Below are 21,216 nucleotides of genomic sequence, written 5' to 3' on the forward strand. Positions count from 1 at the left end.
CCGCTGATGAATCTGCACGCTTTTGCCGCCCTGGTGCTCAACGAAGTGCGGCTGCGCAGCCGCCGCACCAGCACCCTGGTCGTGATGCTGGCCATGGTGGCGCTGGCCTGGCTGATGATTGCCGACCCGCACAGCGGCCGGGCCATGATGGTCGTCTCGCAGCAGCGCATGATTTACGACAGCAATGCGATCAGCTTTGGCACGGCCTTGCTCAGCGGCATGATGTTCGGCATCGCCGGCTTCTATCTCTCACGTGGTCGCAGCGAACTTGATCTGCGCCACGGCTGCGGTCAGGTGCTGGGCGCCACGCCGGTGAACAGCGCGATGCTGCTGCTGAGCCGCTGGCTCGGCGCCCTGCTCTTTCTTTGTGCCATGGCCGGCGTGGTGATGCTCGGCTGCATGGTGATGCAGGCCGTGCGCGGCGAAGCGCCGGTGCAGCCCTTGATCTATCTGCGCAGCTATGCACTGACGCTGCTGCCCACGCTGATGCTTGCCGCCAGCCTGGCGACACTGTGCGACGCCTGGGTGCCCTTGATGGGCAAGCGCGGCGACCTGCTGTTCTTCGTGCTGTGGATCGCCCAGTTCTCGGCGCTGCCCGCCACCATGATCGATGCCGACAAGAACTTGAGCGCGCTGCAGCTGCACAGCTGGCTGGCGCTGGATGTGTCCGGCATCGCCGCACAGGCACTGCGCTTCAGCCAGCTGACGCTGCAGCCCAATCTGGCGGTCGGCGGCAGCAGCTTTGATGCCAGCTTGCCGCTGCTGACCTTTCCGGACGGCTTCTGGAACGGCGAGATGCTGCTGCTGCGTCTGGCCTCCGCACTGCTGGCCCTGCTGCCGCTGCTGCCTGCCCTGGGCCTGTTCCATCGCTTTGCGCCCGACAGGGTGCGTGTGCGCCAGTCCGCACAGCGCCCGCTGTGGGCGCGCGCGCTGCGGCGCCTGACCCAGCCGCTGGCGCGGCTGGTCGCTCGCGCACTGGGGCTGGCGGCGCGCTGGCCGGGTGCTGGCGGCCAGATCGTGGCCGATATGCTGCTGGCCTTGATCTGCCTGCCGGTCGCCATCGCCGTGCTGCCCCTGCTCTGGCTGCTGGGTCTGACGCTGCCCAGCGAGCACCTGCCCGCCTTGCTGGCCGCGGCGGTCGCCTGCTGGGGCGTACTGGTCAGCGAGCTGCCGGCACGCGACCAGCAAAGTGGCACGGCGGCCCTGCGCGCGGCCCTGCCCGGCGGTGCTGTGGGGCGCTACCAGCGCCAGTGGCTGGCGACGCTGTTGCTGGGCCTGCTGTTCACCGTGCCCAGCGGCTGGCGCTGGCTCGCTCAGGCGCCGCTGCACGCGGCCGCGCTGTGCGCCGGCCTGGTGCTCGTCAGCGGCATCGGCAGCCTGCTGGCGCAGAGCACCGGCGGCGGGCGCAGCGCCCTGGCCCTGTTCGCCTTCGGCTTCTATCTGACGACGCAGGTCCGTGATGTCGCCTGGTTCGATGCCTTTGGCTACAACGCCGCAGCAACGCCGAGCAGCTGTGCCGCACTGCTGCTCGGCGGTCTTGGCGCCGCGGCCCTGGGCCGCTGGCTGCTTCAGCAAGAGCACCGCTCTTAGGGCCGTCCTAGTCAACCCAGCGATCAAACAGCCCCTGCAGCGAGCGCCCGGCCGCCAGCTCCATCGCCCGCCGCAGATCGCCGGCGCGCACACCACGCGCGGGTGCCAGCGCGGCGCCGGCGCGGGTGTAGCGCTTCAGGCCGTCCCAGAATGCCGCCTCGCCGAGTTCGCTGCGCAGCGCCACCATGAAGAGCAGGCCCTTGCTGTAGTGGATGGCGCGCTTCATCCCAAGGTTAGGGTAGTCACCCGGCCAGGACAGCGGCCTGTCCCAGCCGGCATCGCGGGCACGCTGCCAGCGTTTCTCGGCCAGCTGCAGCTCGCGCTGATAGGCTGCCTCGCCCCAGCGATGCTGCTTCCAGGCGGCGGTCATGAAGCTGGTGATGCCCTCGTTGAGCCAGAACTCGGCCCAGCTGTCGCAGGTCAGCCAATTGCCCCACCACTGGTGCGCCAGTTCATGGACGATGACCCAGTCCTCCTGGGCGTCCTCGAGGATGGGATCGAGCATGGCCTTGCCGATCACCGCATGGCCGCTGACCTCCTGCGCCGCGCCGCCGGGCACCAGCACCTGCGTGTAGCGCGGCTGCGGCAGAGGCAGGCCGGCCTTGCTGCTCAGAAAGGCCAACATCGCCGGCGTCGGCGCAAAACGCGCCAGCAGATCGGCGGCCTCATCCCGCACGCCCAGATAACGCAGCCTGCTTGCACCCACCGCCTGTTCGGCCTCGTGGAAGGCGCCGGCGGCAAAGCCCAGGGTGTAGAGCGGATAGGGGCGGCGCTCGGCCCAGCGCTGGCGCTGATCGGCCTGCTCGGGCAAGGGCAGGCCGCTGGCCACCGAGCGGTAGCCGTGCGGCAGCGTCAGCGTGGTGGTCAGCGTCGCCCGCGACAGCTCAGGCCCGGCGCAGGGCAGCCAGTCGCAGCTGGCATAGGCGGTGTAGACATGCTGCGTGCCGAACACCAGACCATTGCCCGGCCCGGCGCGATAGCTCAGTTCCAGCGTGATGGACTGCCCTACCGGCTGCGCCTGCGGCAGCGTCAAGCGCCAGCCCTCGGCCTCGCGCACGATCTGCGCCGGGGTCAGGTCTTGCCCGGCGAGGCGAGCGCCGAGCAATTGCAAATGCGGCGCATTGAGCCAGAGCTGATCGACCGCCACGCGGCTGGCCGGCCAGCGCAGGCGGGCCTGGCCGTGCAGGGTCTGCGCATCGAAGTCGGGGCGCAGCTGCAGCTCGTAGTGTTCGGCGGGCGCCTCAGGCAGGGTGGCGGCCAGCAGCGAGGGTGGCAGCAGCGCGAGCGTGGCAAGAAGAATCAGCGAGAACGATGGCATCAGTTGCGGGCATGGGTGACGCGATATTCCGCCACCCCGGGCAAATCATGCAGGCGGCTGGAGAAACGCGTCAGCGTTTCGGGGCCGTAATTGTGCTTGGCGGTGCAGACGAAGCGCCATTCCTCATGCTGGCCGGCATGCTCGATCGCCAGCGAGCCGGGGGCGAAGCGATAGCCCAGCTGCTCGGTGAAGGCGGCCAGCTCGGCCTGCTGAAAATGGCGCTGCGGCACGCCGCGAATCATCACCGAGATGGCCGGGTGAGACGGCAGATAGGCCTCCAGCTTGGCGCCCCACATCATCAGGCTGGCGCACAGCACGGTGAGCATGATGGCGGCGAAATAAAAACCCATGCCGAGCAGGATGCCGATGGCCGAGGCCGACCACAGCGAGGCCGCCGTCGTCAGCCCGCTGATGTTCATGCCCTCGCGCATGATCACGCCGGCGCACAGAAAACCGATGCCGGTGACCACGCCCTGGATCACCCGCGTTGGATCGGCGATCAGCGGCGCCACACCGCCGGCCGCATGGCCGCCGTACCACTGCTGCGGGTAGGCCAGCAGGATGACGACGCCGGTCGAGGCCACGCAGACCAGTGCATAGGTGCGCATGCCGGCGGCGCGGCCGTGATAGGCCCGCTCGTAACCGAGGATCAGCCCCAGCGCCGTGGCGCCCAAGAGGTGCAAGAGCATCAGCACATTGGCCTGCCATTGCTCGGCGGTCCAGTAGCGCAGCAGATGATCCAGGTCGAGCAGATTCATGGCGGCTTTCGCGAGCGGGGGTCAGGCCATGCTAAGCCCGTCGCCGGCAAAAGAAACGGGGCCGCGGCGCATGGCACCCGGCCCCGTCGGCTGCGCGCAACGCAGGCCGTGCTCAAGACAAAAGATCAGACCGCCAGCAGCTCGACCTCGAACAGCAGCGTGGCGTTCGGCGGAATCACGCCACCGGCGCCTTGCGCCCCATAGCCCAGCTCCGAGGGAATGACCAGCATGCGCCGGCCACCCACCTTCATGCCCTGCACGCCCTCGTCCCAGCCGGGGATGACCTGGCCGTGGTCGAGATGGAAGCGGAACGGGTCGCCGCGGTCCTTGCTGGAATCGAACTTCTTGCCGCGCAGGCCGTTGCGGAACAGCCAGCCGGTGTAGTGCACGGTGACGCGCTTGCCGGGCTGGGCCACGGCGCCATCGCCGACCACCACATCCTGGTACTGCAGGCCGCTGGCCGTCGTCTGCAGGTCCAGTTCGACCGCCTCATCGCCGCCGCTGACCGCCAGCAGGTCGACTTCAAAAATCAGCGTGGCGCCCGGAGGAATCACGCCGCCGGCCCCGCGTTGCCCATAGCCCAGCTCGGCCGGGATCACCAGCCAGCGCGTGCCGCCGACCTTCATGCCCTGCACGCCCTCGTCCCAGCCGCGGATCACCCGGCCACCGCCCAGCTCGAAGCCGAAGGGCTGGCCGCGGCTCTTGCTGGAGTCGAACTTCTTGCCGCGTTGGCCGTCCTTGTAGAGCCAGCCGGTGTAGTGAACGGTGACGTCCTGACCGGCCGCCGCCACGGCGCCATCGCCAAGCACCGTGTCCTGCAGCTGCAGGCCGCTGGGCAGGGTCTGCAAGTCCAGCGCCAGCGGCTCCTCGCCACCGCGCGCGGACAGGAGCTGCACCTCGAACATCAGCGTCGAATTCGGCGGGATGTCGCTGCCGGCGCCGCGAGCGCCATAGCCCAGCTGCGGCGGGATCACCAGCACACGGGTGCCGCCGATCTTCATGCCCTGCACACCTTCGTCCCAGCCGCGGATGACCATGCCGCCGTCGAGTTCGAATTCGAAGGGCTCATGGCGGTCGCGGCTGGAGTCAAACTTGGCCCCCTTGACCCAGTCGCCGGCGCTGTTCTTGCTGTAGAGCCAGCCGGTGTAGTGGACGCTGACGTCCTGGCCGGCGCGCGCCACGGCGCCTTCGCCCACCACGGTGTCTTCGTACTGCAGGCCGCTGTCGGTGGTGATCATGGGGATTCCTCGCTAATGAAATTTCAGGCCGGCATCATGCCATCAAAGGGCCGGCAGCCCAGGCGGCCACCGCGGCAGCCAGCCAGTCCGCCACGGTGCCGGCCTCGATGCGCAGCCCCAGGCGCTCGCCGGCCAGGCGCAGCGCCTGCAGCGGCTCGTCGAGTGGCAAGGGGGTCGCGCCGTTCTGCTTGGACAGCTTCTGGCCATCGGCCGCCAGCACCAGCGGCGTGTGCAGATAGCGCGGCACCGGCAGGCCCAGCAGCTGCTGCAGGCGCAGCTGGCGCGGCGTGTTGTCGGCCAGGTCTTCGCCGCGCACCACATCGCTGATGCCCTGCGCCGCATCGTCGACGACGACGGCCAGCTGATAGGCCCACAGCCCGTCGGCGCGGCGCAGCACGAAGTCGCCCACCTCGACGTTCAGCGTCTGTGTCTGCAGCCCCAGGCGGCGGTCACGCCAGGCCAGCATCAAATCCTGCGTACCGGCCAGATCGTCGGTGCTGAGCAGGCGCCAGGCCCGCGCGGGCCGGCCCTGCAGCCCGCCGCGCGAGGGCCGGCAGGTGCCCGGATAGACCAGCTCGCCATGGCGCTCGCGCTGCCCGCCGGCCGCAGCCACCGCGGCCGCGATGTCCTTGCGCGAACAGGTGCAGCCATAGGCCCAACCGGCCTCGATCAGGCGCTGCAGCGCCGCTTCATACAGCGTGCCGCGCTGCGACTGCCAGACCGGCGGCTCGTCCGGCACCAGGCCGACCCGCGCCAGCTGGGCCAGGATCTGCTCGCCGGCGCCGGGCAGGCAGCGGCCCAGGTCGTGGTCTTCGATGCGCACCAGCCATTGCCCGCCATGCGCCCGCGCATCGAGCCAGCTGGCCAGCGCCGCGACCAGCGAGCCGGCGTGCAGCAGGCCGGTGGGCGATGGGGCAAAGCGGCCTCGATAAGGCGGCGTGGACGGACTGGCGAGCGACGGCGAGGGGCTGGAAACGGGCATGGCGCAAGCAGGGGCGCAAACAGGGACGCAAAAAAGCAAAAGGCCGCCCCGATGAACGGGCGGCCTTGGCATCTTAGGCGCTGCGCCTGTAGCACCGCTTGCGCAAGCCGCTCAGTCGCGGCGACGACGCAGGCCGCTGGCGGCCACCAGGCCCAGGCCGGCCAGCAGCAGCGCAGCGCTGCCGGGTTCGGGCACGGCCGAGACCTCGGCGGCGCTCAGCGCGTGGTCATAGGTGGCGATGTAGTCGACACGGCCGGCGCCGGCCTCGCGGCTGCTGGTGGCCAGGTCATCGATGAAGAAGCGGGCGAGCTGGCCGCTGCCATTGAAGCTGGCCAGATTGCCGCTGTCCACAAAGCTGAACTGCAGCACGCCTTTCAGATAGCTGGAGAAGGTCTGCGTGGCCGCGTCGCGGGTCAGGGTCAGGCGCGCCCACTGGCCCGAGGCCAGCACATTGCCGGTGTTGGCAACCGGATAGAAATTCAGCTCGGCGCCATGGGCGTAGAAACCGGCATCAACGGCGCCGGCCTTGAAATCGACCAGCTTCTGGTAGCCGCCCAAGGCCCCCAGCTCGAAGCGCATATCGATGCTGTAGCTGTCGCCCAGCACGCCGGCCAGCGTCAGGCCCTGGTTGGCGGCAAATGCGTAGTCGCTGGTGCCAAGGCTGCCGCCCAGTGCGGTCAGCGCCGGGCCACCCAGGCTGTCGTTCAGCGTGCCATCGAGCGTGTAGAAGTGGCTGGGCGTGGCCGCCTGGGCCAGGCTGACCAGGGCGCTAGAGAGGGCAAGAGCAAGGGAACGAAATTTCATGGCTGGTCTTTGACGGTCGGGCAGCGCAGCGCTACCTCTTGGCCCGGCACTATGCCCGCGCAGCGCGACGTCGCCATTCCCCCAAACAGAGGGAATTTGTATCCTTTGGTGCGACAGCTGTGACGAAAGACCGCCCGGCAGGGGCGAGTCAGAGCAGCAGGCCCTCGTGCTGCTCCAGCAGCGCACGCCGCGTCGTCGCGCTTTGCAGCTGACCCAGCCACCAGGCCAGCGCCTTGGCCGGCGGATGCCCGGTCTGGCGCCAGGCGTAGTGCAAGGGGAAGATGCGCCGTTCCTGCTGGATCGGCTTGTGCACCAGGCGGCCGGCCTCGATATGCCGGCGCACCATGGACACCGGCAGCGAGCCGCAGCCCAGGCCACGCAGCAGCGCTTCGAGCTTGGCGGCCATCGAGGGCATCGTTAGCACCTCCTGGCCCGGCATGACGCCGACGGTGCGCGGCTCGCGGGTGCGGGCGGTGTCGGCCACGGTGATGATGCGGTGCTCGGCGATCTGCGCCACCGACAAGGGCCCCTCCACCGCTGCCAGCGGGTGATGGGGCGCCACGCACAGAATCATCTCCATCTCGCCGAGCAGATCGCAGGCGACGGCGGCACTGGGCAGCTGGGCCGAGGTGCCGATGGCCAGATCGGCCTGCCCGGACAGCAGCGCCTCCCAGGTGCCTTCCATCACCTCGGTGCGCAGCTTCAGCCGTGTTGGCGGCGCACGGCCCTCGTCGCGGGCGCCCTGGGCGTAGAAGGCCTCCATCAGATCGAATACGGCGCGGCGGGCGATGGCATCGTCGATGGCAATCGTCAGCTCGCTTTCCCAGCCGGTGGCAATGCGGCGCACGCGGTTGGCCACCGCGTCCATCTCCTGCAGCAGGCGGCGACCCTCGGCCAGCAGTTCCTCGCCGGCCGCCGTCAGCACCGCCTGGCGCGAGCTGCGGTCGAACAAGAGCACATCGAGCGCCTCTTCCAGCTGGCGCACGCTATAAGTCAGTGCCGAGGGCACCTTGCCCATCTCGCGGGCGGCAGCGGCAAAGCTGCCGGCGCGGGCAATGCTGTCCATCATGGACAGGGCTTCGGGCGTCAGGACGCGGCGTTTATCGGCGGGAGACATGGCTTCATCTTATTTGAACGCTGGCTTCAAGCTGCTTTGACGGCCAGCCGCCCCGCACTGCCTACAGTGAAAGCACGGGAGAACACCATGCTTGAACTGATCAAATCTTGTGACCGCGGCTATGCCGACCATGGCTGGCTGAAGAGCTTCCACAGCTTTTCCTTTGCCGACTATTACGACCCACTCCGGATGGGCTTTGGCGCCCTGCGCGTCATCAACGAAGACCGCATCGCGCCGGGCACCGGCTTCGGCACCCATGGCCATCGCGATATGGAAATCATCAGCTATGTGCTGGAAGGCGAGCTGGCCCACAAGGACTCCATGGGCAACGGGCACACTCAGGGCAGCGGCGTGATCCGCCCCGGCGATGTACAGCGCATGAGCGCCGGCACCGGCGTGATGCACAGCGAGTACAACCATGCGCCCGAACAGACCACGCATTTCCTGCAGATCTGGATCCAGCCGGATCAGCGCGGCGTCGTGCCCGGCTATGAGCAGAAGCATTTCGCCGCCGAAGAGAAGCGCGGCCGGCTGCGCCTGATCGCCTCGCCCGATGGCGCCGAGGGCTCGGTACGCATCAATGCGGCCAGCCGCCTGCACGCCGGTCTGTTTGACGGCAGCGAAAGCGCCGAACTGGCGCTGGCCCCGGGCCGCCTGGCCTATGTGCATCTGGTGCGCGGCCAGCTGCAGGTGAATGGCCAGACGCTCAAGGGCGGCGACGCGCTGCAGCTGCGTGACGAAACGCAGCTGCGCATCAACGGTGGCGAACAGGCCGAGGTGCTGGTCTTTGATCTGGCGGCCTGAGGCCGCTTAGGTCGATCAGGCCGGTGGTTCAGCCGCCAGCGCCTGCTCGATGAAAGCCGCCTTGGCGGCCCGGTAGGCGTCCATGCCGGCCGGCGCCATCTCGCGCTTCAAGGCGTTGTAGCGCTCGACCAGATCGGGCCTGCGGCACAGCAGCTCGCGAAAGGCGATGAAGTCTTCGAACTCCGAGCCGGCCGCGATCAGCTGCACCGCATGCTCGCTGCCGGCCTCATGCCACTCCAGCATGCACAGCGCCGGCGTGCGCAGCGTGTCGGCCTTCTCGGCGTAGCCGGCCGCCTTCAGCGCCTCTACAGCCGCCGCGTGCGCCGCGGCGTCAACCGCCATGCAGATGTCCAGATCGCCCTTGGATGCGGCGCCCGGCACCGCTGACGAGCCGACATGCTCAACGCGCGCCCCCGGCCACAGCGCCAGCAGGCGCGGCTTGATCGCATCGAACAAGGCCTGCATCTGCGCCTGATAGTCGGCGCTGTCGAGGATCTGCGGTGTGGTGTCGCCCTGGCTCATGCGCCCGCCCAGGCCCAGCTGCCCTGCACCCGAACCGCGCTGCGCACGGAATTGGCCAGGTAGCACTCGTGATGGGCCTGCTCGTGCAGGAGCGCCACCGCCACATCATCAGGCCGGCGCTCGCCGCTGAAGACCAGATGCGGCTTCAACACCACCTCGGCCATCCACAGCCGGCCGTCGGCGTTCTTGGCCATATGGCCCTCGGCGGCGTCACGGTAGCTGTCGATGCGCCAGCCCTGGCCGGCGGCAATGTCCAGCAGCCACAGCATGTGACAGCTCGACAGGCCGGCCACAAACGCCTCCTCAGGGTCAATGCCGGCCGGATCGGAAAACGGCAGCCGCACCACATGCGGCGAGCTCGACGCCAGCACATCCTGCCCGCCATCGAACTGCCAGCGGTGGGCGCGGCTGTAGCGCCGGTCGGTAAAGACTTGATCCTGGCGCTGCCAGACGATGGTGGCGGTGTGGGTGGACATTCCTTGGTTTCCAGTCAAAGCGCCGGCTTGGCCAGCATCAGGTAGTAAATCACCAGCATCGCGGCAAAGGCGGGAAAGCCCAGCAGCGTCCAGCAGCGCAGATAGACACCATAGCGCGGCGGCAAGGGCTGATCGCGCGCGAGTGCCTCGCTGGCCAGCCGGGCCATCTGAATCTGCAGCCAGACCACCGGCAGCCAGCAGGCACCGGCCAGCAGGTAGAGCGCGAGGCTCCAGCGCAGCCAGGGCGTTTGCCACCAGTCCCAGCCGGCCTGCTGGGCCATCAGCAAGCCGGTCGCCGGCTGCAGGAGCACCGTTGGCGTGGTGAACCACCAGTCCGCCCGCACCACCAGCCGATTGACCGCCGCCTGCACCGCCAGGCTGCCCGAGCGCTGGGCAAAGAAGAAGTAAAAGGCCGAGCCAAAGCCGGTGCCGACCAGCAGCACGCTGGACAGCACGTGCAGCCATTTCAGCAGCAGATAACTGTTCATGCCGGTGTCTCCCGCCACAGCACCCAGAGCACGGCGGCGATGGGCAGGTTCTTCAGCAGCGGGCCCAGCGGATGCAGCCACAAGGCGGGCAGCATCAGGCTGGCGACCAGCGTCATCAGCAGCAGGCCAGCGCCCGCCGCGACGTAGCTCGGCCGCCCCGGCCGCAGCCAGAGGGCCAGGCCCAGGACCAGGTCGAGCAGCGCGCCAGCGATGACCAGCGCGTCGCGCCAGCCGGCATCGCCAACGCCGGCCTGCAGCAGCAGCGCCGCGCTCTGACTGCGCAGCTCGATAAGACTGAAGGCAGCCGTGAACAACCAGACGGCGACCAGGCTCAGCCGCAGCACCTGCAGGGAGGATGCGCTCATCGGCTGCCCTCGATGGCTTCGTCAACGATGTCGCAGACCATGCCCCAGCGCCGGAATTCCGGCGCGAACTCGTCAAGGCGCAGCAGGCTGGTACAGGCCCGCGCACCGGCCGGCAGGGGCTCACCACGCCAGAGCTTGCGCGCCAGCAGGATGGCCGCCATGCAGGGGATCTCGGGGCCGTGATCGTCGTCGGCGGCGATGTGCCAGGCCCGCGCGGCCGGCGCGCCGCGGGCGTCCTGCCCCCGCACGCGCAGCACCATGCCACCCAGCGCCGAGCCCATTGCGTCAAACAGCGGAGCGCCGCGATGCAGCAGGCGCGCCAGGCGCTCGGGCCGGCGCAGCAACCCGGCGCGGCGCAGCGCCGCCAGCCAGGCGAAGGCGCGCTGTGACAGCGGCACTTCCAGCGCCGCGCGGAACATCACCGTTTGCACGCCAGCGTAGTGGGCGGGCAGCAGTTCCAGATCGGGGATGTCACACAGCGCACCCAGGCGCGGGCGCAGGCGCTGGAAGTGCACCGGCGCTGGCGCCGCCCAGCCCGGCAGCTCGACCCAGCGCCCGCCCCGCCAGACGCGTATCGGCGCGCCGCAGTAGCTCAGCACCGCCGCCAGCGTGGCCTCGCCGCGGGGCGCACTCTGCGCCGGAGCGATGCAGATGTCGATCTCGTCAAGCCGCTGCCAGCCCGCGCTCAGCGCGTCGACGACGGCGCTGGACAGTGCCGGCACCGTGCTCGCGCCACTGATCGCCACCCGTCCCGCGGCGCGGAAACGCGCCTCCAGCGCCGGGCCGAAATCGCAGACGAAGCGGCGGCCATCGGCCAGATCGATGTAGTGCGCGCCCGCCGCTGCCGCCGCCTCGGCCACCGCATAGCCCTGGGCCTGAAAGGGTCCGGCGGTGTGGATCAGCAGGCCCACACCGGCCTGGCGCAGGCGCTGATCCAGTCCGGGCTGGCTGTGGTCGATGGCCAGGCCTTGCGCACCGTGGCCCAGGCTTGTGGCGAAGGCCTCGGCCCGCGCGGCATCGCGTCCGCCGACCAGCAACGAGGGGCCCAGTTCCGCCGCCAGCGCACGGCAGATCCGTGCACCGAAATTCCCATAGCCTCCCAGTACCAGCAGCTTCATCTTTGCCTTCGATCCGGACCGTGCTCAGCCCGCTCCTTTGCGGGTCCGGGCCATTATCGACAGCGCCGGGGCAGCCCCATCAGGCGCTTTATGCATGGCTTGATGCCAGTGTGCGCAAGCCAGACAGTCACGCAAAGAAGAAACCGGCCCAGGGGCCGGTTTTCACGAAGGTCGCGCCCGCCTCACTTCATCAGCAGATGCGGCAGCCACAGCGAGATGCTGGGCACGTAGGTCACGACGCCGAGGAAGATCAGCATCGTCAAGAGCCAGGGCCAGACGGCCACGGTCAGTTCGCTGATGCCCATCTTGGTGATGCCCGAGGCGACGTAGAGGTTCAGGCCCACCGGCGGGTGGCACATGCCGACCTCCATGTTCACAACGATCAGGATGCCGAAGTGGATCGGGTCGATGCCCAGCTTGATCGCCACAGGGAACAGGATGGGGGCCAGGATCAGGATGATCGACGAAGGCTCCATCACATTGCCAGCCAGCAGCAACAGCACGTTGACGACCAGCAGGAAGGCCACCGGACCGAAGCCCTGGTTGATCATCCAGTCGGCCATCGCCTGCGGGATGTTTTCGCTGGTCATCAAGAAGCTGAACAGCACCGCGTTGGTGATGATGTAGAGCAGCATCGCGCTCATGCTGGCCGAGTCCAGCAACACCTTGGGGATGCGCTTGAGGTCGAGGTCCTTGTAGATGAAGACGGCAACGACAAAGGCATAGACGGCGGCCATCGCGGCGGCCTCGGTCGGCGTGAAGATGCCGCTGTAGATCCCGCCCATGACGACGACGATCAGCAGCAGGCCCCAGATGCTTTCACGGAAGGCCGTCCAGCGCTCGCCCCAGCTGGCCTTGGGCAGACGCGGGTAATTGTTCTTGCGAGCGATGAACCAGGTGGTGAAGCCCAGGCAGGCCGCCAGCATCAGGCCAGGCACGACGCCCGCGATGAACATCGCGCCGACCGAGGTATTGGTCGACACCGAGTACATCACCATCGCGATCGAGGGCGGAATCAGGATGCCCAGCGAGCCCGAGGTGGTCAGGATGCCGGCGCCGAACTTGTTCGGAAAGCCCTGCTTGACCATGGCCGGCAGGATCACCGAACCGATCGCCACCACGGTGGCCGGCGAGGAACCCGACACCGCCGCGAACAGCGCGCAGGCCATCACGCCGGCCAGGCCGAGGCCGCCATGCCAGTGGCCGATCATGGCCGAGGCGAAGCGGATCATCCGCCGCGCCACGCCGCCATGGGTCAGGAAGTTGCCGGCCAGGATGAAGAAGGGGATCGCCATGATCTCGAACTTCTCGATGCCGGTGAACAGCTTCAGCGCCACCGACTGGACCGGCACCTCGGTCATCGTGAAGAGGAAGGTCAGGACGGTCAGGCCCAGCGAAATGCTGATCGGCATGCCGGTCAGCATCAGCACGATCAGCAGGACAAAGATGATGGAAGCATTCATGACGTCGCGCTCCTCAGGCCTTGTTGATCTTGTTGCCCGAGCCGCTGCCGGCAAAGGCCTCTTCCAGCACATCGTCTTCGACGCCTTCCACATGGGCATGATCGTGGTGCGGCAGCTCGCCGGTCTGGAAGAAGCTCCAGGCCACTTGCAGGAAGCGGAAGCACATCAGCGAGGAGCCCAGCGGCACGCAGAGATAGACCCACCACATCGGGATCTCCAGATCGGCCGAGGTCTGGTCGGTCTCGGACATATGCCAGACGAAGTTGGCGCCCAGCGCCGCCACGGTGCCGGTGAACAGCGCTCCGGACAGCAGGCCAAACACCACCAGCGCCGTGTAAGGCCGGCCTGCCAACTTGCGCAGCACCACATCGACGCCGACATGGATGCCGGTGCGCACGCCATAGGCCGCGCCGAACTTGGCCATCCAGACGAACATGAAGATGCAGAGCTCCTGCGCCCAACTCATATTGATGCGCACCGTGTAGTCCTGGATCACCGGCACGCCGGACAGGTAGCGATGCACCACGGCGGCAAAGATCACCAGCGTGGCCGCGCCAATCAGGAAGGCGATCAGCCATTCCTCGATGTGGTTGAGGATTCGATTCAACATAGCTATTCCTCGAGAACGAGAGGACGTTTCGCAAACGAGCGCAGCGACGCGCCCATCCAGCAGCAGCCGCGGATGTGGCTTTGCCAGTCAGCCGGCTGCGCCCCGGACACCCAGACCATCAGGGAGGGGCCGGCACAGCCGGTCGGGGCGGGCCGTTATTACTTTGCTGAGAATCCCGCCGCCTTGTAGACCGCCTCGACGGTGGCCTTGCCCACGCGCGATTCCATTTCCTTGTGCACCGGCATCAGCGCCTTCTTCCACTCGGCCAACTCGGCCGCCGTGGGCATGTAGATGGTCGACTTGCCGCTGGCCTTGATGCCTTGCAGCGCCGCTGCGTTCTCGGTGCTGGCGATGGCGTTGGCATAGGTGCTGGCATCCTTCATCGCACCTTCGAGCTGCGTGCGGATGTCGGCCGGCAGACCGTCCCAGAACTTCTTGTTGACGATCACCGCATAGGCCAGGTGGCCGTGGTTGGACAGCGTGATGTGCTTCTGCACCTCAAAGATGCGCTGGGTGTAGAAGTTCGAGGCCACGCCCTCGGTGCCATCCACCACGCCGGATTGCAGCGCCTGGTAGAGCTCGCTGAAGGCCATCACCTGCGGAATGGCGCCCAGGGCGCGCATCTGCGCGTCCAGCACCTTGCTGGATTGGATGCGCATCTTCATGCCCTTGAAGTCCGCCACATTGTGTAGCGGCTTGTTGGCACTCATGATGTGGAAGCCGTTGTCCCAGTAGGCCAGGCCCTTGATGCCCTTGGGCTCCAGCTTCTTGAACAGATCGGCGCCCACGGCCCCATCGGTCACCGCGCGGAAGGCATCGGTATCCTTGAAGATGAAGGGCAGGTCAAAGACCTCGAATTCCTTCACGCCCAGCGGGCCGAACTTGGCCAGCGAAGGCGCCAGCATCTGCACCGAGCCCAGCTGCAGCGCCTCCAGCTCTTCCTTATCCTTGTAGAGCTGGCTGTTCGGATAGAGCTCGATCTTGACCTTGCCGCCGGTGCGCTGCTCGGCCAGCTCCTTGAAGCGCTGCGCACCCTTGCCCTTGGGCGTGTCGGGCGCGACCACATGGCTGAACTTGATGACGATGGGGGTCTGTGCCAGCGTCGGCAATGCCAGCGTGGCGGCGGCTGCGGTGGCGGCAATCAGAACACTGCGGCGCAGCAGGGCGGTGGTGAGGAAGCGGCTCATGTCTGTCTCCAGGCTATTGGCCACGCAGGACAAGCGCGACCGATCTTGTGTGTCTCGATTGTGCGGAGCGCGCCCCGGCTGCGGTAGTTGTGGAGTTCCACATTTCGGCGCGGCCGGTTCGGGCAAGGCCAGGGGCCAGCCGTAGACTTTGACGCCATGCCCGCCATCGCCCCGCCGCCCCCCGACGCCGCCCTGCCCCGCGGTCGCTGGCAGGCGGCACTGTGGGCGCTGCCGTTGCTGCTCTCCCTGGCTTTCGTGGCCGGGGTGCTGGCCTGGGTGCGCGCCAACGAGGCCGAGGAACGCGAGCTGCAGCGCCAGACGCTGATCTCCGATGCCCTCTCCGCCGAGGCCCAGCTGCGCGCCCGGCTCAGCGACGAGGCGATGCAGCTGCGCGAGCTGGCCCAAGCCCTGGCCGGCGCCGCGCCGGGCCGCGCCGCACTGGCCGAGAGCAACGCCGTCAACGCCGGGCTGCGCCGGCTGTGGCTGTCGGTCACCTGGCTCGACGCCCGCAACCGTGTGCTCGCCCAGCTGCCTGAACCGGGCGCGCTGACGGCCAAGGAGGAAGGCCTGTCGCTGCACCTGGTCACGCCGGTCGGCGAACGCGGCGCCGAGGGCACGCTGGTGGTGCGCTACTCGCCGGCCCTGCTGCTCAAGCGCGGCGTGCCCTGGTGGCTGGCACGCAAATACGACGTGCAGCTGGTCGACAGCGCCGATCAGGTGATCGCCTCCAGCACCGACGGTCCGATGCGTGCCGCCGGCGGGCCGGAACGGCTGAGCTACCGCGTCAGCCTGCCCGGCCCCTTACGCGCCGGCCCCTTGACCGAGAACGCGCTCAGCGATGCGGCGCTGGAGCTGACGCTGCGCGAGCCCCTGGGCCCCACGGTGCGCCCGCTGGCCCTGGTGCTGATGGCCGGCTTCGTGCCGCTGATCGGCGTGGCCAGCTGGCTGTTGCGCCGGCAGATGCGCCAGGTCTCGCGCGCCGAAGCCGCCTGGCGCACCGAGGCGGCCTGGCGCCGCGCGATGGAGGATTCCGCCCTGGTGGCACTGCGCGCCCGCGACGCCGAAGGTCGGCTGCTCTATGTGAACCGCACCTTTTGCGACATGGTCGGCCTGAGCGCCGAGGCCTTGATTGGACTGCGCCCGCCCATGCCCTACTGGCCGCCGGACCAGCTCGAAGAAACCATGCAACGCAACCGCCGCAACCTCGCCGGCCACGCGCCACGCGAGGGCTATGAGGCGCGCTGGCGGCGCAACGATGGCCAGCTGCTCGACGTGATGGTGTTCGAGTCCCCGCTGGTCGATGCCAGCGGCCGCCAGATCGGCTGGATGGGCTCCATCATCGACATCACCGCGCGCAAGCGGCTCGAAGAGCGCGAACGTCGCCAGATTGAAACCCTGGCGCACAACGCCCGGCTGACCATGCTGGGCGAGGTCGCGTCAACGCTGGCCCATGAGCTGAACCAGCCGCTGACAGCCATCGCCAGCTACAACGCCGGCATCATCAACTCGCTGGCCCGGCTGGGCATTGACGACGCGCCGGTGCGCGGCGCGCTGCAGCGACTGGGCGAACACGCCGCGCAGGCCGGCCGTGTCGTGCAACGCATCCGCGAGTTCCTCAGCCGCCGCGAGCCGCAGCACGAGCGCTGTGATCTGCACGCAGTGATACGCGCCGCGCTGGCCCTGATGGACAAGGAGTTGCGCCGGCGCCAGATCGAGCTGCGCCTGCGGCTGGCGCCCACCCTGCCGGTGGTCATCGCCGATGCGGTGCTGATCGAGCAGGTGGTGATCAATCTGGTTCGCAATGCCGCCGATGCCTTGCAGCAGCAGGACGGCGCGCGGCTGATCGAGCTGAGCACGCAGCTGGTTGGCGCCCCGGAGGCTCGCTTTGTGCGCATCACCGTGCAGGACACCGGCCCGGGCCTGGGCGGCCGCAGCGTCGAGGCGCTGTGTGCGCCCTTCTTCTCGACCAAGGCCGAGGGCATGGGCATGGGCCTGGCGATCTGCCGTTCCATCGTCGAAGCCCACCACGGTGTGCTCGATGCGCAGGAGGCCTCCGGCGGCGGCGCCAGTTTCAGCTTCAGCCTGCCGGCCGGCGAGCGCGCGCAAAACAGCGAAGATGCGCTGGGTGAATCCTGAACCGCGATGCCATGACCGAGACCGCCACCATCTATCTCGTTGACGACGACGCCGGCGTGCGCGATGCCCTGGCCTTCCTGCTCGGCTCGCGCGGCCTGCAGGTGCGCTGCTTCGACGGCGGCCCGGCGCTGCTGCAGATGCTGGACGCCAGCCCGCGGCCACCCTTGGGCGTGTTCCTGCTCGACATCCGCATGGAGCCGATGTCAGGCACCCGCCTGCACGATGAGCTGATCGAGCGCCAGCTGAAGAACCCGGTGCTCTTCCTGACCGGCCATGGCGACATCCCCATGGTTGTTGACGCCTTGAAGAAAGGCGCTTTCGATTTCCTCGAGAAGCCCTACAGCGATAACGCCCTGGTTGACCGCCTTGAGCAGGCTCTGGCCGTGGCCACCGCGATGCAGGCCGAAGGCGCCCAGGCCGCCGAACGCGAGGCCCGCCTGGCCAGCCTGACCGAGCGCGAACGCGAGGTGATGCAGCGGGTGGCCGCCGGCAAGCTAAACAAGGTCATCGCCGACGAGCTGCATGTTTCTGTCCGCACGGTCGAGGTCCACCGGGCGCGCGTTTTTGCGAAGTTGGGGGTGAGGTCGGCGGCGGAGTTGGCAACGTGGTTGGCGGCGGGGTGAGAGCTTGGCGTTTAGCGTTTAGCGTTTTGTGTTCTTGCGTTGAGCAGCTACTCGCTGAGAGGATTGCTGGCTGAGTGAGAGCCCGCCGGGATTCCGCCCCGGCCGGCGGGTAACTTTGGCTTCGCCGAAACTTCGTTTTCTTCTGCTGGCTCAGAAGAAAGTCACCAAAGAAGAGAGCCCGAAATGCAAACGTGCGACTTGACCGAGCGGCACGCTCGCTGACGCTCGGGGCAAGCTCAGGCACGAAGGGGCAGCTGATCACCGCCAAACGGCTACACCGCTGGTTCGGCATGCTGGGCTCTGGAAGAAGACCGAATGCCCAAACAGCCGAAGACATCTGATGGCCCAACGCCGTGGCCGTTGGCTGTTCTGCCAGAGACCAGCATGCCGAACCGACCGTTGAGCCGTCTAGCGGTGATCAGCTGCCCCTTGTGTCGCTACCTCGGTTCGAGCGCAAGCGAGCAACTCGCTCAGTAAAGTCGCACGTTCAGGCGTTCTTCTTTGGTGACTTTCTTCTGAGCCAGCAGAAGAAAGTTACTCGCCCTGCCGGGGCGACAACCCGGCGGGCTCTCTCCCAAACAGCAAGCCTCTCAGCGAGTAGCTGCTCAAGCAACGACAAGGGCGGAATCCCGGCGGGCTCTCACCCAAGCCGCAAACGCATCAGCGTGTAGCTGCGCGATCCCATCAAGCAAACGCAATCCGCCGAATCGGCGTCATCACCGCGCCAAAGGCCACGATCAGCAACAGCGCCAGCCCGCTGGCAGTGAACAGATCAGCCGGGCTCAGCACCCGCAATGCAGCCCCCGCCGCAGCCGAGGCCAAGGGCGCCAGGCCCATGAAGATGAACATGAAGAGGCTCATCGCGCGGCCCATCATCGCGGCCGGTACGCGGCGCTGCATCCAGCTGAACACGGCCACCTGCACCGTGCCAGCCAGCGCCCCCAATGGCAGCAGCAAGGCGGCGCCCTGCCAGCTGGCGTGGATGTGGCCGAAAGGCATGAAGACCAGGGCGGCAATCGTATCGATCAACAGAATCGTCGCGCCCAGGCTGGACAAGCGCCAGTGCGGCTTGGCGCCAGCAATGCCCATGCCGACCAGGCTGCCCAGGCCGTGCACGGTGAACATCAGGCCCAAAGCCGCCGCCCCATCGGGCAGCTGCGTCTTGGCCAGCACCGGCAGCGCCACCTGGATGGGGCCGACGACGAAAAAGGACACCGCGGCGAAGTACAGGCACAGCGTGCGCAGCTCGACATCGCGCCAGCACCAGCGCATCGCCTCGGCAATCGACTGCAGCACTGGCTGCCTGGCTTCGTCGCCCGGCTCGCTCGCCAGCAGGCGCACCTGGGCCAGCGTCCAGCTGGAGATCAGAAAGCTCAGCGCGTCAAAGCCAAAGGCCAGCGCCAGACCATGCCGATCGGCGCCCGCCGCCGCCTCGCGCAAGGCCGGGTCAGCGCCCAGACCGGCGATCAGCAGGCCGGCCAGCACCGGGCCGAGCAGCACCGAGAGCTGGCGCATGCCCATCAAAACACCATTGGCCATCTGCAGGCCGTCCTTGGGCAAGACCTGGGGCAGGATGGAGCTGCCGGCCGGGTAGCTGAAGGCGGTCGCCAGCCCGATGGCCAGGCTGATGGCGTAGACCAGCGGCAGGCTGACCGTGCCGGTCCAGACCAGCGCCGCGAGTGTCGCCAGCAAGGCGCCGTTGACCAGCTTGGTCAGCATCAGCACGGCCTTGGACGAATAGCGGTCGACGATGGCACCGCCGACCAGAATGAACAGCGCCCGCGGCAGACTGCCCAGCGCCAGCACCGTGCCCAGCACCAGCGGATCCTGGCTCAGCTGCAAGACCAGCCAGGGCATGGCAATCAAGGTGAACTGGTCGCCCAGCATCGACAGCAGGCCGCCGCCCAGCAGCCAGCGGAAATTGGCGTTGGCAAACAGGGCGCGACGGGCGGCGGCGGCCTGCTCCTTGCTTGGCGCCACCGGCTCGGGCGCCGTCAGGTTTTCTGTACTCATGGTGTCTTGTTCTCGTCGGTTCCTGGGCACCAGCGCGTCGAGGCTTCAGGCTGCTGGCGCGGTGCCGGGCTTCTGCGCTCGCACGGCAGCCATCGCTTCTCGCAGGTAGGCAATCAGCTCGGGCGTGACGCCGGTATAGCGCTGCAGCTCGCCTTCCTTGGCGTACATGGTGCTGACCTTGGCACGCAGGGCCTCGTTCTTGCCGACAAAGGCCTCGGTCAGTTCCACCCAGCGGCGCGCGATCGCCTGCACCTCGGGGCTCTGCGCCGGCACGCCGTCCTGCATCGCCTGGCGGGCCTGGGCTATCAATCGCGGCCATTCGGCTTCGGCATCGCTCAACCGCTGCTCGCCCATCTCGGACTTCAGCGTCGCCAACGATTGCCGATCGGCATCGCTGAGGTATTTGTCATGCATGCGCATCATCGACATCGCGAACAGCAGATGGTCGATCAGCGTCTTGCCCGCCGCCGCAAAGGGCGGTGGTTCGGCCGCTTCGCTCATGTCAGCGCGCCTGGCCACATGCTGCAGGGCGTCCAGCAAGGCGCGCTGGCGAACCATCTGCGCCTCGATCTGGCCGATCTGCTGGGCCAGCACCTCGCGCAGCGGCGGGTCCTCGCCGTCGAGCAAAGGGCCAATGTCCTTCAGCGCCAAGCCGGTCTGGCGCAGGGCCAGCAGGCGGTGCAGGCGCCGCACATCGGCCTCGTTGTACTGGCGGTAGCCGGCCTCGCTGCGGCCCGAGGGGCGCAGGAGGCCGAGTTCTTCGTAGTGGTGCAGCGCGCGCACCGTCAAGCCGCTGCGCCGAGCCAGTTCGCCCACGCTGTAGTCCATGCTCATTCGTTCCTGTGGTTCTCAACTCGGACCGGATGATGCGGCCTGACGCTACGTCAGGGTCAAGCCCTGATTCACGCTTCTTGGCAGGCTGTGCCGATCAGCTCGCACGCGCCAAGGCCAAACGGCCGGCGATCAACACGAACAAAGCCCCGATCAGGCCATTGCCGTGGCGCGACAGCGCACCGCGCCCCAGGCGCAGCTGCTTCAGCTGCGCGAACAGCAGGGCCACGGCCAGATTGAACAGCAGTGCCAGCAGCGTCAGCAGCAGTCCCAGCGTGGCCAGCTGCAGCGGTGCGGCGGCAAAGGCCGGATCGACGAACTGCGGGATGAAGACCGAAAAGAACAGCAGGGCCTTGGGGTTGAGCAGATTGTTCAGCAGCCCTGCCATGAAGATCTGCGTGACGCTGCGGACCTCGGGGCGGCCCGCCACCGCCTCAACCGGCAGGCGCCGTTCACGCCACCAGCGGCGCAGCAGCGACAGGCCCATCCAGCCCAGATAGGCGGCACCGGCCCAGCGCACCGCCGTGGCAATGCTGGGCCAGGTTTCCATCAGATGACCGAGGCCGGCCGCGACCAGCGTCGTCTGCAGCAGGCCGGCTGCGCCTATGCCCAGCGCGCAGGCGGCGCCGTAGCGGGCGCCGCGCGTGGCCGCCTGGCTGGTGATCAGGAAGAAATCGGGGCCTGGCACCAGCATCAGCACCGCCACGGCGGCCAGAAAGGCAGGCAGAACATCGGGATTGATCCACATGTGAGGCGGCTCCAAAAGCAAACGC

21 protein-coding genes and 2 pseudogenes are annotated in these 21,216 nt (G+C 68.0%); 4 read left to right on the plus strand and 19 right to left on the minus strand.

Annotated features, from left to right (window positions below; translation table 11 throughout):
- Window positions 1-6: 6 nt before the first annotated feature.
- Window positions 7-1,590, plus strand: a complete 1,584-nt coding sequence (locus tag RQP53_RS16170; protein ID WP_315651697.1) for a hypothetical protein — start codon at window positions 7-9, stop codon at window positions 1,588-1,590.
- A 7-nt stretch (window positions 1,591-1,597) separates the two neighbouring features.
- Here RQP53_RS16170 and RQP53_RS16175 read toward each other — a convergent pair whose 3' ends face one another.
- The 8 genes and pseudogenes from RQP53_RS16175 to RQP53_RS16210 form a co-directional block, all read right to left on the minus strand.
- A complete protein-coding gene (locus tag RQP53_RS16175; RefSeq protein WP_315651698.1) occupies window positions 1,598-2,908 on the minus strand; it encodes a M1 family metallopeptidase in 1,311 nt (436 codons plus the stop codon).
- Window positions 2,908-3,666, minus strand: a complete 759-nt coding sequence (locus RQP53_RS16180) for an MgtC/SapB family protein (RefSeq protein WP_315651699.1) — start codon at window positions 3,664-3,666, stop codon at window positions 2,908-2,910. Before RQP53_RS16180 ends, RQP53_RS16175 begins: the two co-directional genes overlap by 1 nt.
- A 125-nt stretch (window positions 3,667-3,791) precedes the next feature.
- Window positions 3,792-4,139, minus strand: coding sequence for an FKBP-type peptidyl-prolyl cis-trans isomerase (locus RQP53_RS16185; RefSeq protein ID WP_434064107.1), 348 nt, complete (start codon window positions 4,137-4,139; stop codon window positions 3,792-3,794).
- Between the two features lie 30 nt (window positions 4,140-4,169).
- Window positions 4,170-4,514, minus strand: a pseudogene (locus tag RQP53_RS16190) (FKBP-type peptidyl-prolyl cis-trans isomerase); the annotation flags it as partial.
- 33 nt (window positions 4,515-4,547) lie between these two features.
- Window positions 4,548-4,904 (minus strand): annotated as a pseudogene (locus RQP53_RS16195) (FKBP-type peptidyl-prolyl cis-trans isomerase); the annotation flags it as partial.
- Between the two features lie 34 nt (window positions 4,905-4,938).
- The gene (gluQRS, locus tag RQP53_RS16200; RefSeq protein ID WP_315651700.1) at window positions 4,939-5,886 is read right to left on the minus strand and encodes a tRNA glutamyl-Q(34) synthetase GluQRS; all 948 of its coding nucleotides are present in this window, start codon (window positions 5,884-5,886) and stop codon (window positions 4,939-4,941) included.
- Window positions 5,887-5,997: 111 nt separating this feature from the next.
- Window positions 5,998-6,690, minus strand: a complete 693-nt coding sequence (locus RQP53_RS16205; protein ID WP_315651701.1) for a LamG-like jellyroll fold domain-containing protein — start codon at window positions 6,688-6,690, stop codon at window positions 5,998-6,000.
- A 148-nt stretch (window positions 6,691-6,838) separates the two neighbouring features.
- The gene (locus tag RQP53_RS16210) at window positions 6,839-7,807 is read right to left on the minus strand and encodes a LysR family transcriptional regulator (RefSeq protein WP_315651702.1); all 969 of its coding nucleotides are present in this window, start codon (window positions 7,805-7,807) and stop codon (window positions 6,839-6,841) included.
- Window positions 7,808-7,894: 87 nt separating this feature from the next.
- Between RQP53_RS16210 and RQP53_RS16215 the strand changes: the two genes are divergently transcribed.
- Entirely contained in the window at window positions 7,895-8,611 is a 717-nt protein-coding gene (locus RQP53_RS16215) for a pirin family protein (protein ID WP_315651703.1), read from the plus strand.
- Window positions 8,612-8,626: 15 nt separating this feature from the next.
- Here the strand turns inward: RQP53_RS16215 and RQP53_RS16220 are convergent, their stop codons facing one another.
- The 8 genes from RQP53_RS16220 to RQP53_RS16255 form a co-directional block, all read right to left on the minus strand.
- A complete protein-coding gene (locus RQP53_RS16220) occupies window positions 8,627-9,133 on the minus strand; it encodes a GrpB family protein (RefSeq protein WP_315651704.1) in 507 nt (168 codons plus the stop codon).
- Window positions 9,130-9,609: an OsmC family protein gene (locus RQP53_RS16225; RefSeq protein WP_315651705.1), complete on the minus strand. Its 480-nt coding sequence runs from the start codon at window positions 9,607-9,609 to the stop codon at window positions 9,130-9,132. Before RQP53_RS16225 ends, RQP53_RS16220 begins: the two co-directional genes overlap by 4 nt.
- Before the next feature lie 14 nt (window positions 9,610-9,623).
- A complete protein-coding gene (locus tag RQP53_RS16230) occupies window positions 9,624-10,097 on the minus strand; it encodes a DUF2269 family protein (RefSeq protein WP_315651706.1) in 474 nt (157 codons plus the stop codon).
- Complete coding sequence (locus RQP53_RS16235; RefSeq protein WP_315651707.1) at window positions 10,094-10,462, minus strand: DoxX-like family protein; 369 nt, start codon at window positions 10,460-10,462, stop codon at window positions 10,094-10,096. Before RQP53_RS16235 ends, RQP53_RS16230 begins: the two co-directional genes overlap by 4 nt.
- Window positions 10,459-11,580: a saccharopine dehydrogenase family protein gene (locus RQP53_RS16240; RefSeq protein WP_315651708.1), complete on the minus strand. Its 1,122-nt coding sequence runs from the start codon at window positions 11,578-11,580 to the stop codon at window positions 10,459-10,461. Before RQP53_RS16240 ends, RQP53_RS16235 begins: the two co-directional genes overlap by 4 nt.
- Window positions 11,581-11,762: 182 nt before the next feature.
- Window positions 11,763-13,043: a TRAP transporter large permease gene (locus tag RQP53_RS16245; protein WP_315651709.1), complete on the minus strand. Its 1,281-nt coding sequence runs from the start codon at window positions 13,041-13,043 to the stop codon at window positions 11,763-11,765.
- 13 nt (window positions 13,044-13,056) lie between these two features.
- A complete protein-coding gene (locus RQP53_RS16250; protein ID WP_315651710.1) occupies window positions 13,057-13,653 on the minus strand; it encodes a TRAP transporter small permease in 597 nt (198 codons plus the stop codon).
- Window positions 13,654-13,811: 158 nt separating this feature from the next.
- The gene (locus tag RQP53_RS16255; RefSeq protein WP_434064104.1) at window positions 13,812-14,840 is read right to left on the minus strand and encodes a TRAP transporter substrate-binding protein; all 1,029 of its coding nucleotides are present in this window, start codon (window positions 14,838-14,840) and stop codon (window positions 13,812-13,814) included.
- A 156-nt stretch (window positions 14,841-14,996) separates the two neighbouring features.
- Between RQP53_RS16255 and RQP53_RS16260 the strand changes: the two genes are divergently transcribed.
- Window positions 14,997-16,976, plus strand: a complete 1,980-nt coding sequence (locus RQP53_RS16260; protein WP_315651711.1) for a PAS domain S-box protein — start codon at window positions 14,997-14,999, stop codon at window positions 16,974-16,976.
- An 11-nt stretch (window positions 16,977-16,987) separates the two neighbouring features.
- A complete protein-coding gene (locus tag RQP53_RS16265) occupies window positions 16,988-17,599 on the plus strand; it encodes a response regulator transcription factor (RefSeq protein WP_315651712.1) in 612 nt (203 codons plus the stop codon).
- A 684-nt stretch (window positions 17,600-18,283) separates the two neighbouring features.
- On the opposite strand, the gene RQP53_RS16270 is transcribed toward RQP53_RS16265, so the two are convergent.
- The 3 genes from RQP53_RS16270 to RQP53_RS16280 form a co-directional block, all read right to left on the minus strand.
- Complete coding sequence (locus RQP53_RS16270) at window positions 18,284-19,612, minus strand: MFS transporter (protein ID WP_315651713.1); 1,329 nt, start codon at window positions 19,610-19,612, stop codon at window positions 18,284-18,286.
- Between the two features lie 45 nt (window positions 19,613-19,657).
- The gene (locus tag RQP53_RS16275) at window positions 19,658-20,440 is read right to left on the minus strand and encodes a MerR family transcriptional regulator (protein WP_315651714.1); all 783 of its coding nucleotides are present in this window, start codon (window positions 20,438-20,440) and stop codon (window positions 19,658-19,660) included.
- A gap of 100 nt (window positions 20,441-20,540) precedes the next feature.
- Window positions 20,541-21,191 carry a LysE family translocator gene (locus RQP53_RS16280; RefSeq protein ID WP_315651715.1) on the minus strand — a complete coding sequence of 217 codons (651 nt, stop codon included), beginning with the start codon at window positions 21,189-21,191 and terminating at the stop codon, window positions 20,541-20,543.
- Window positions 21,192-21,216 lie beyond the last annotated feature (25 nt).

This window comes from Roseateles aquae (assembly GCF_032337115.1).
Classification (GTDB): Bacteria; Pseudomonadota; Gammaproteobacteria; order Burkholderiales; family Burkholderiaceae_C; genus Roseateles_C; species Roseateles_C aquae.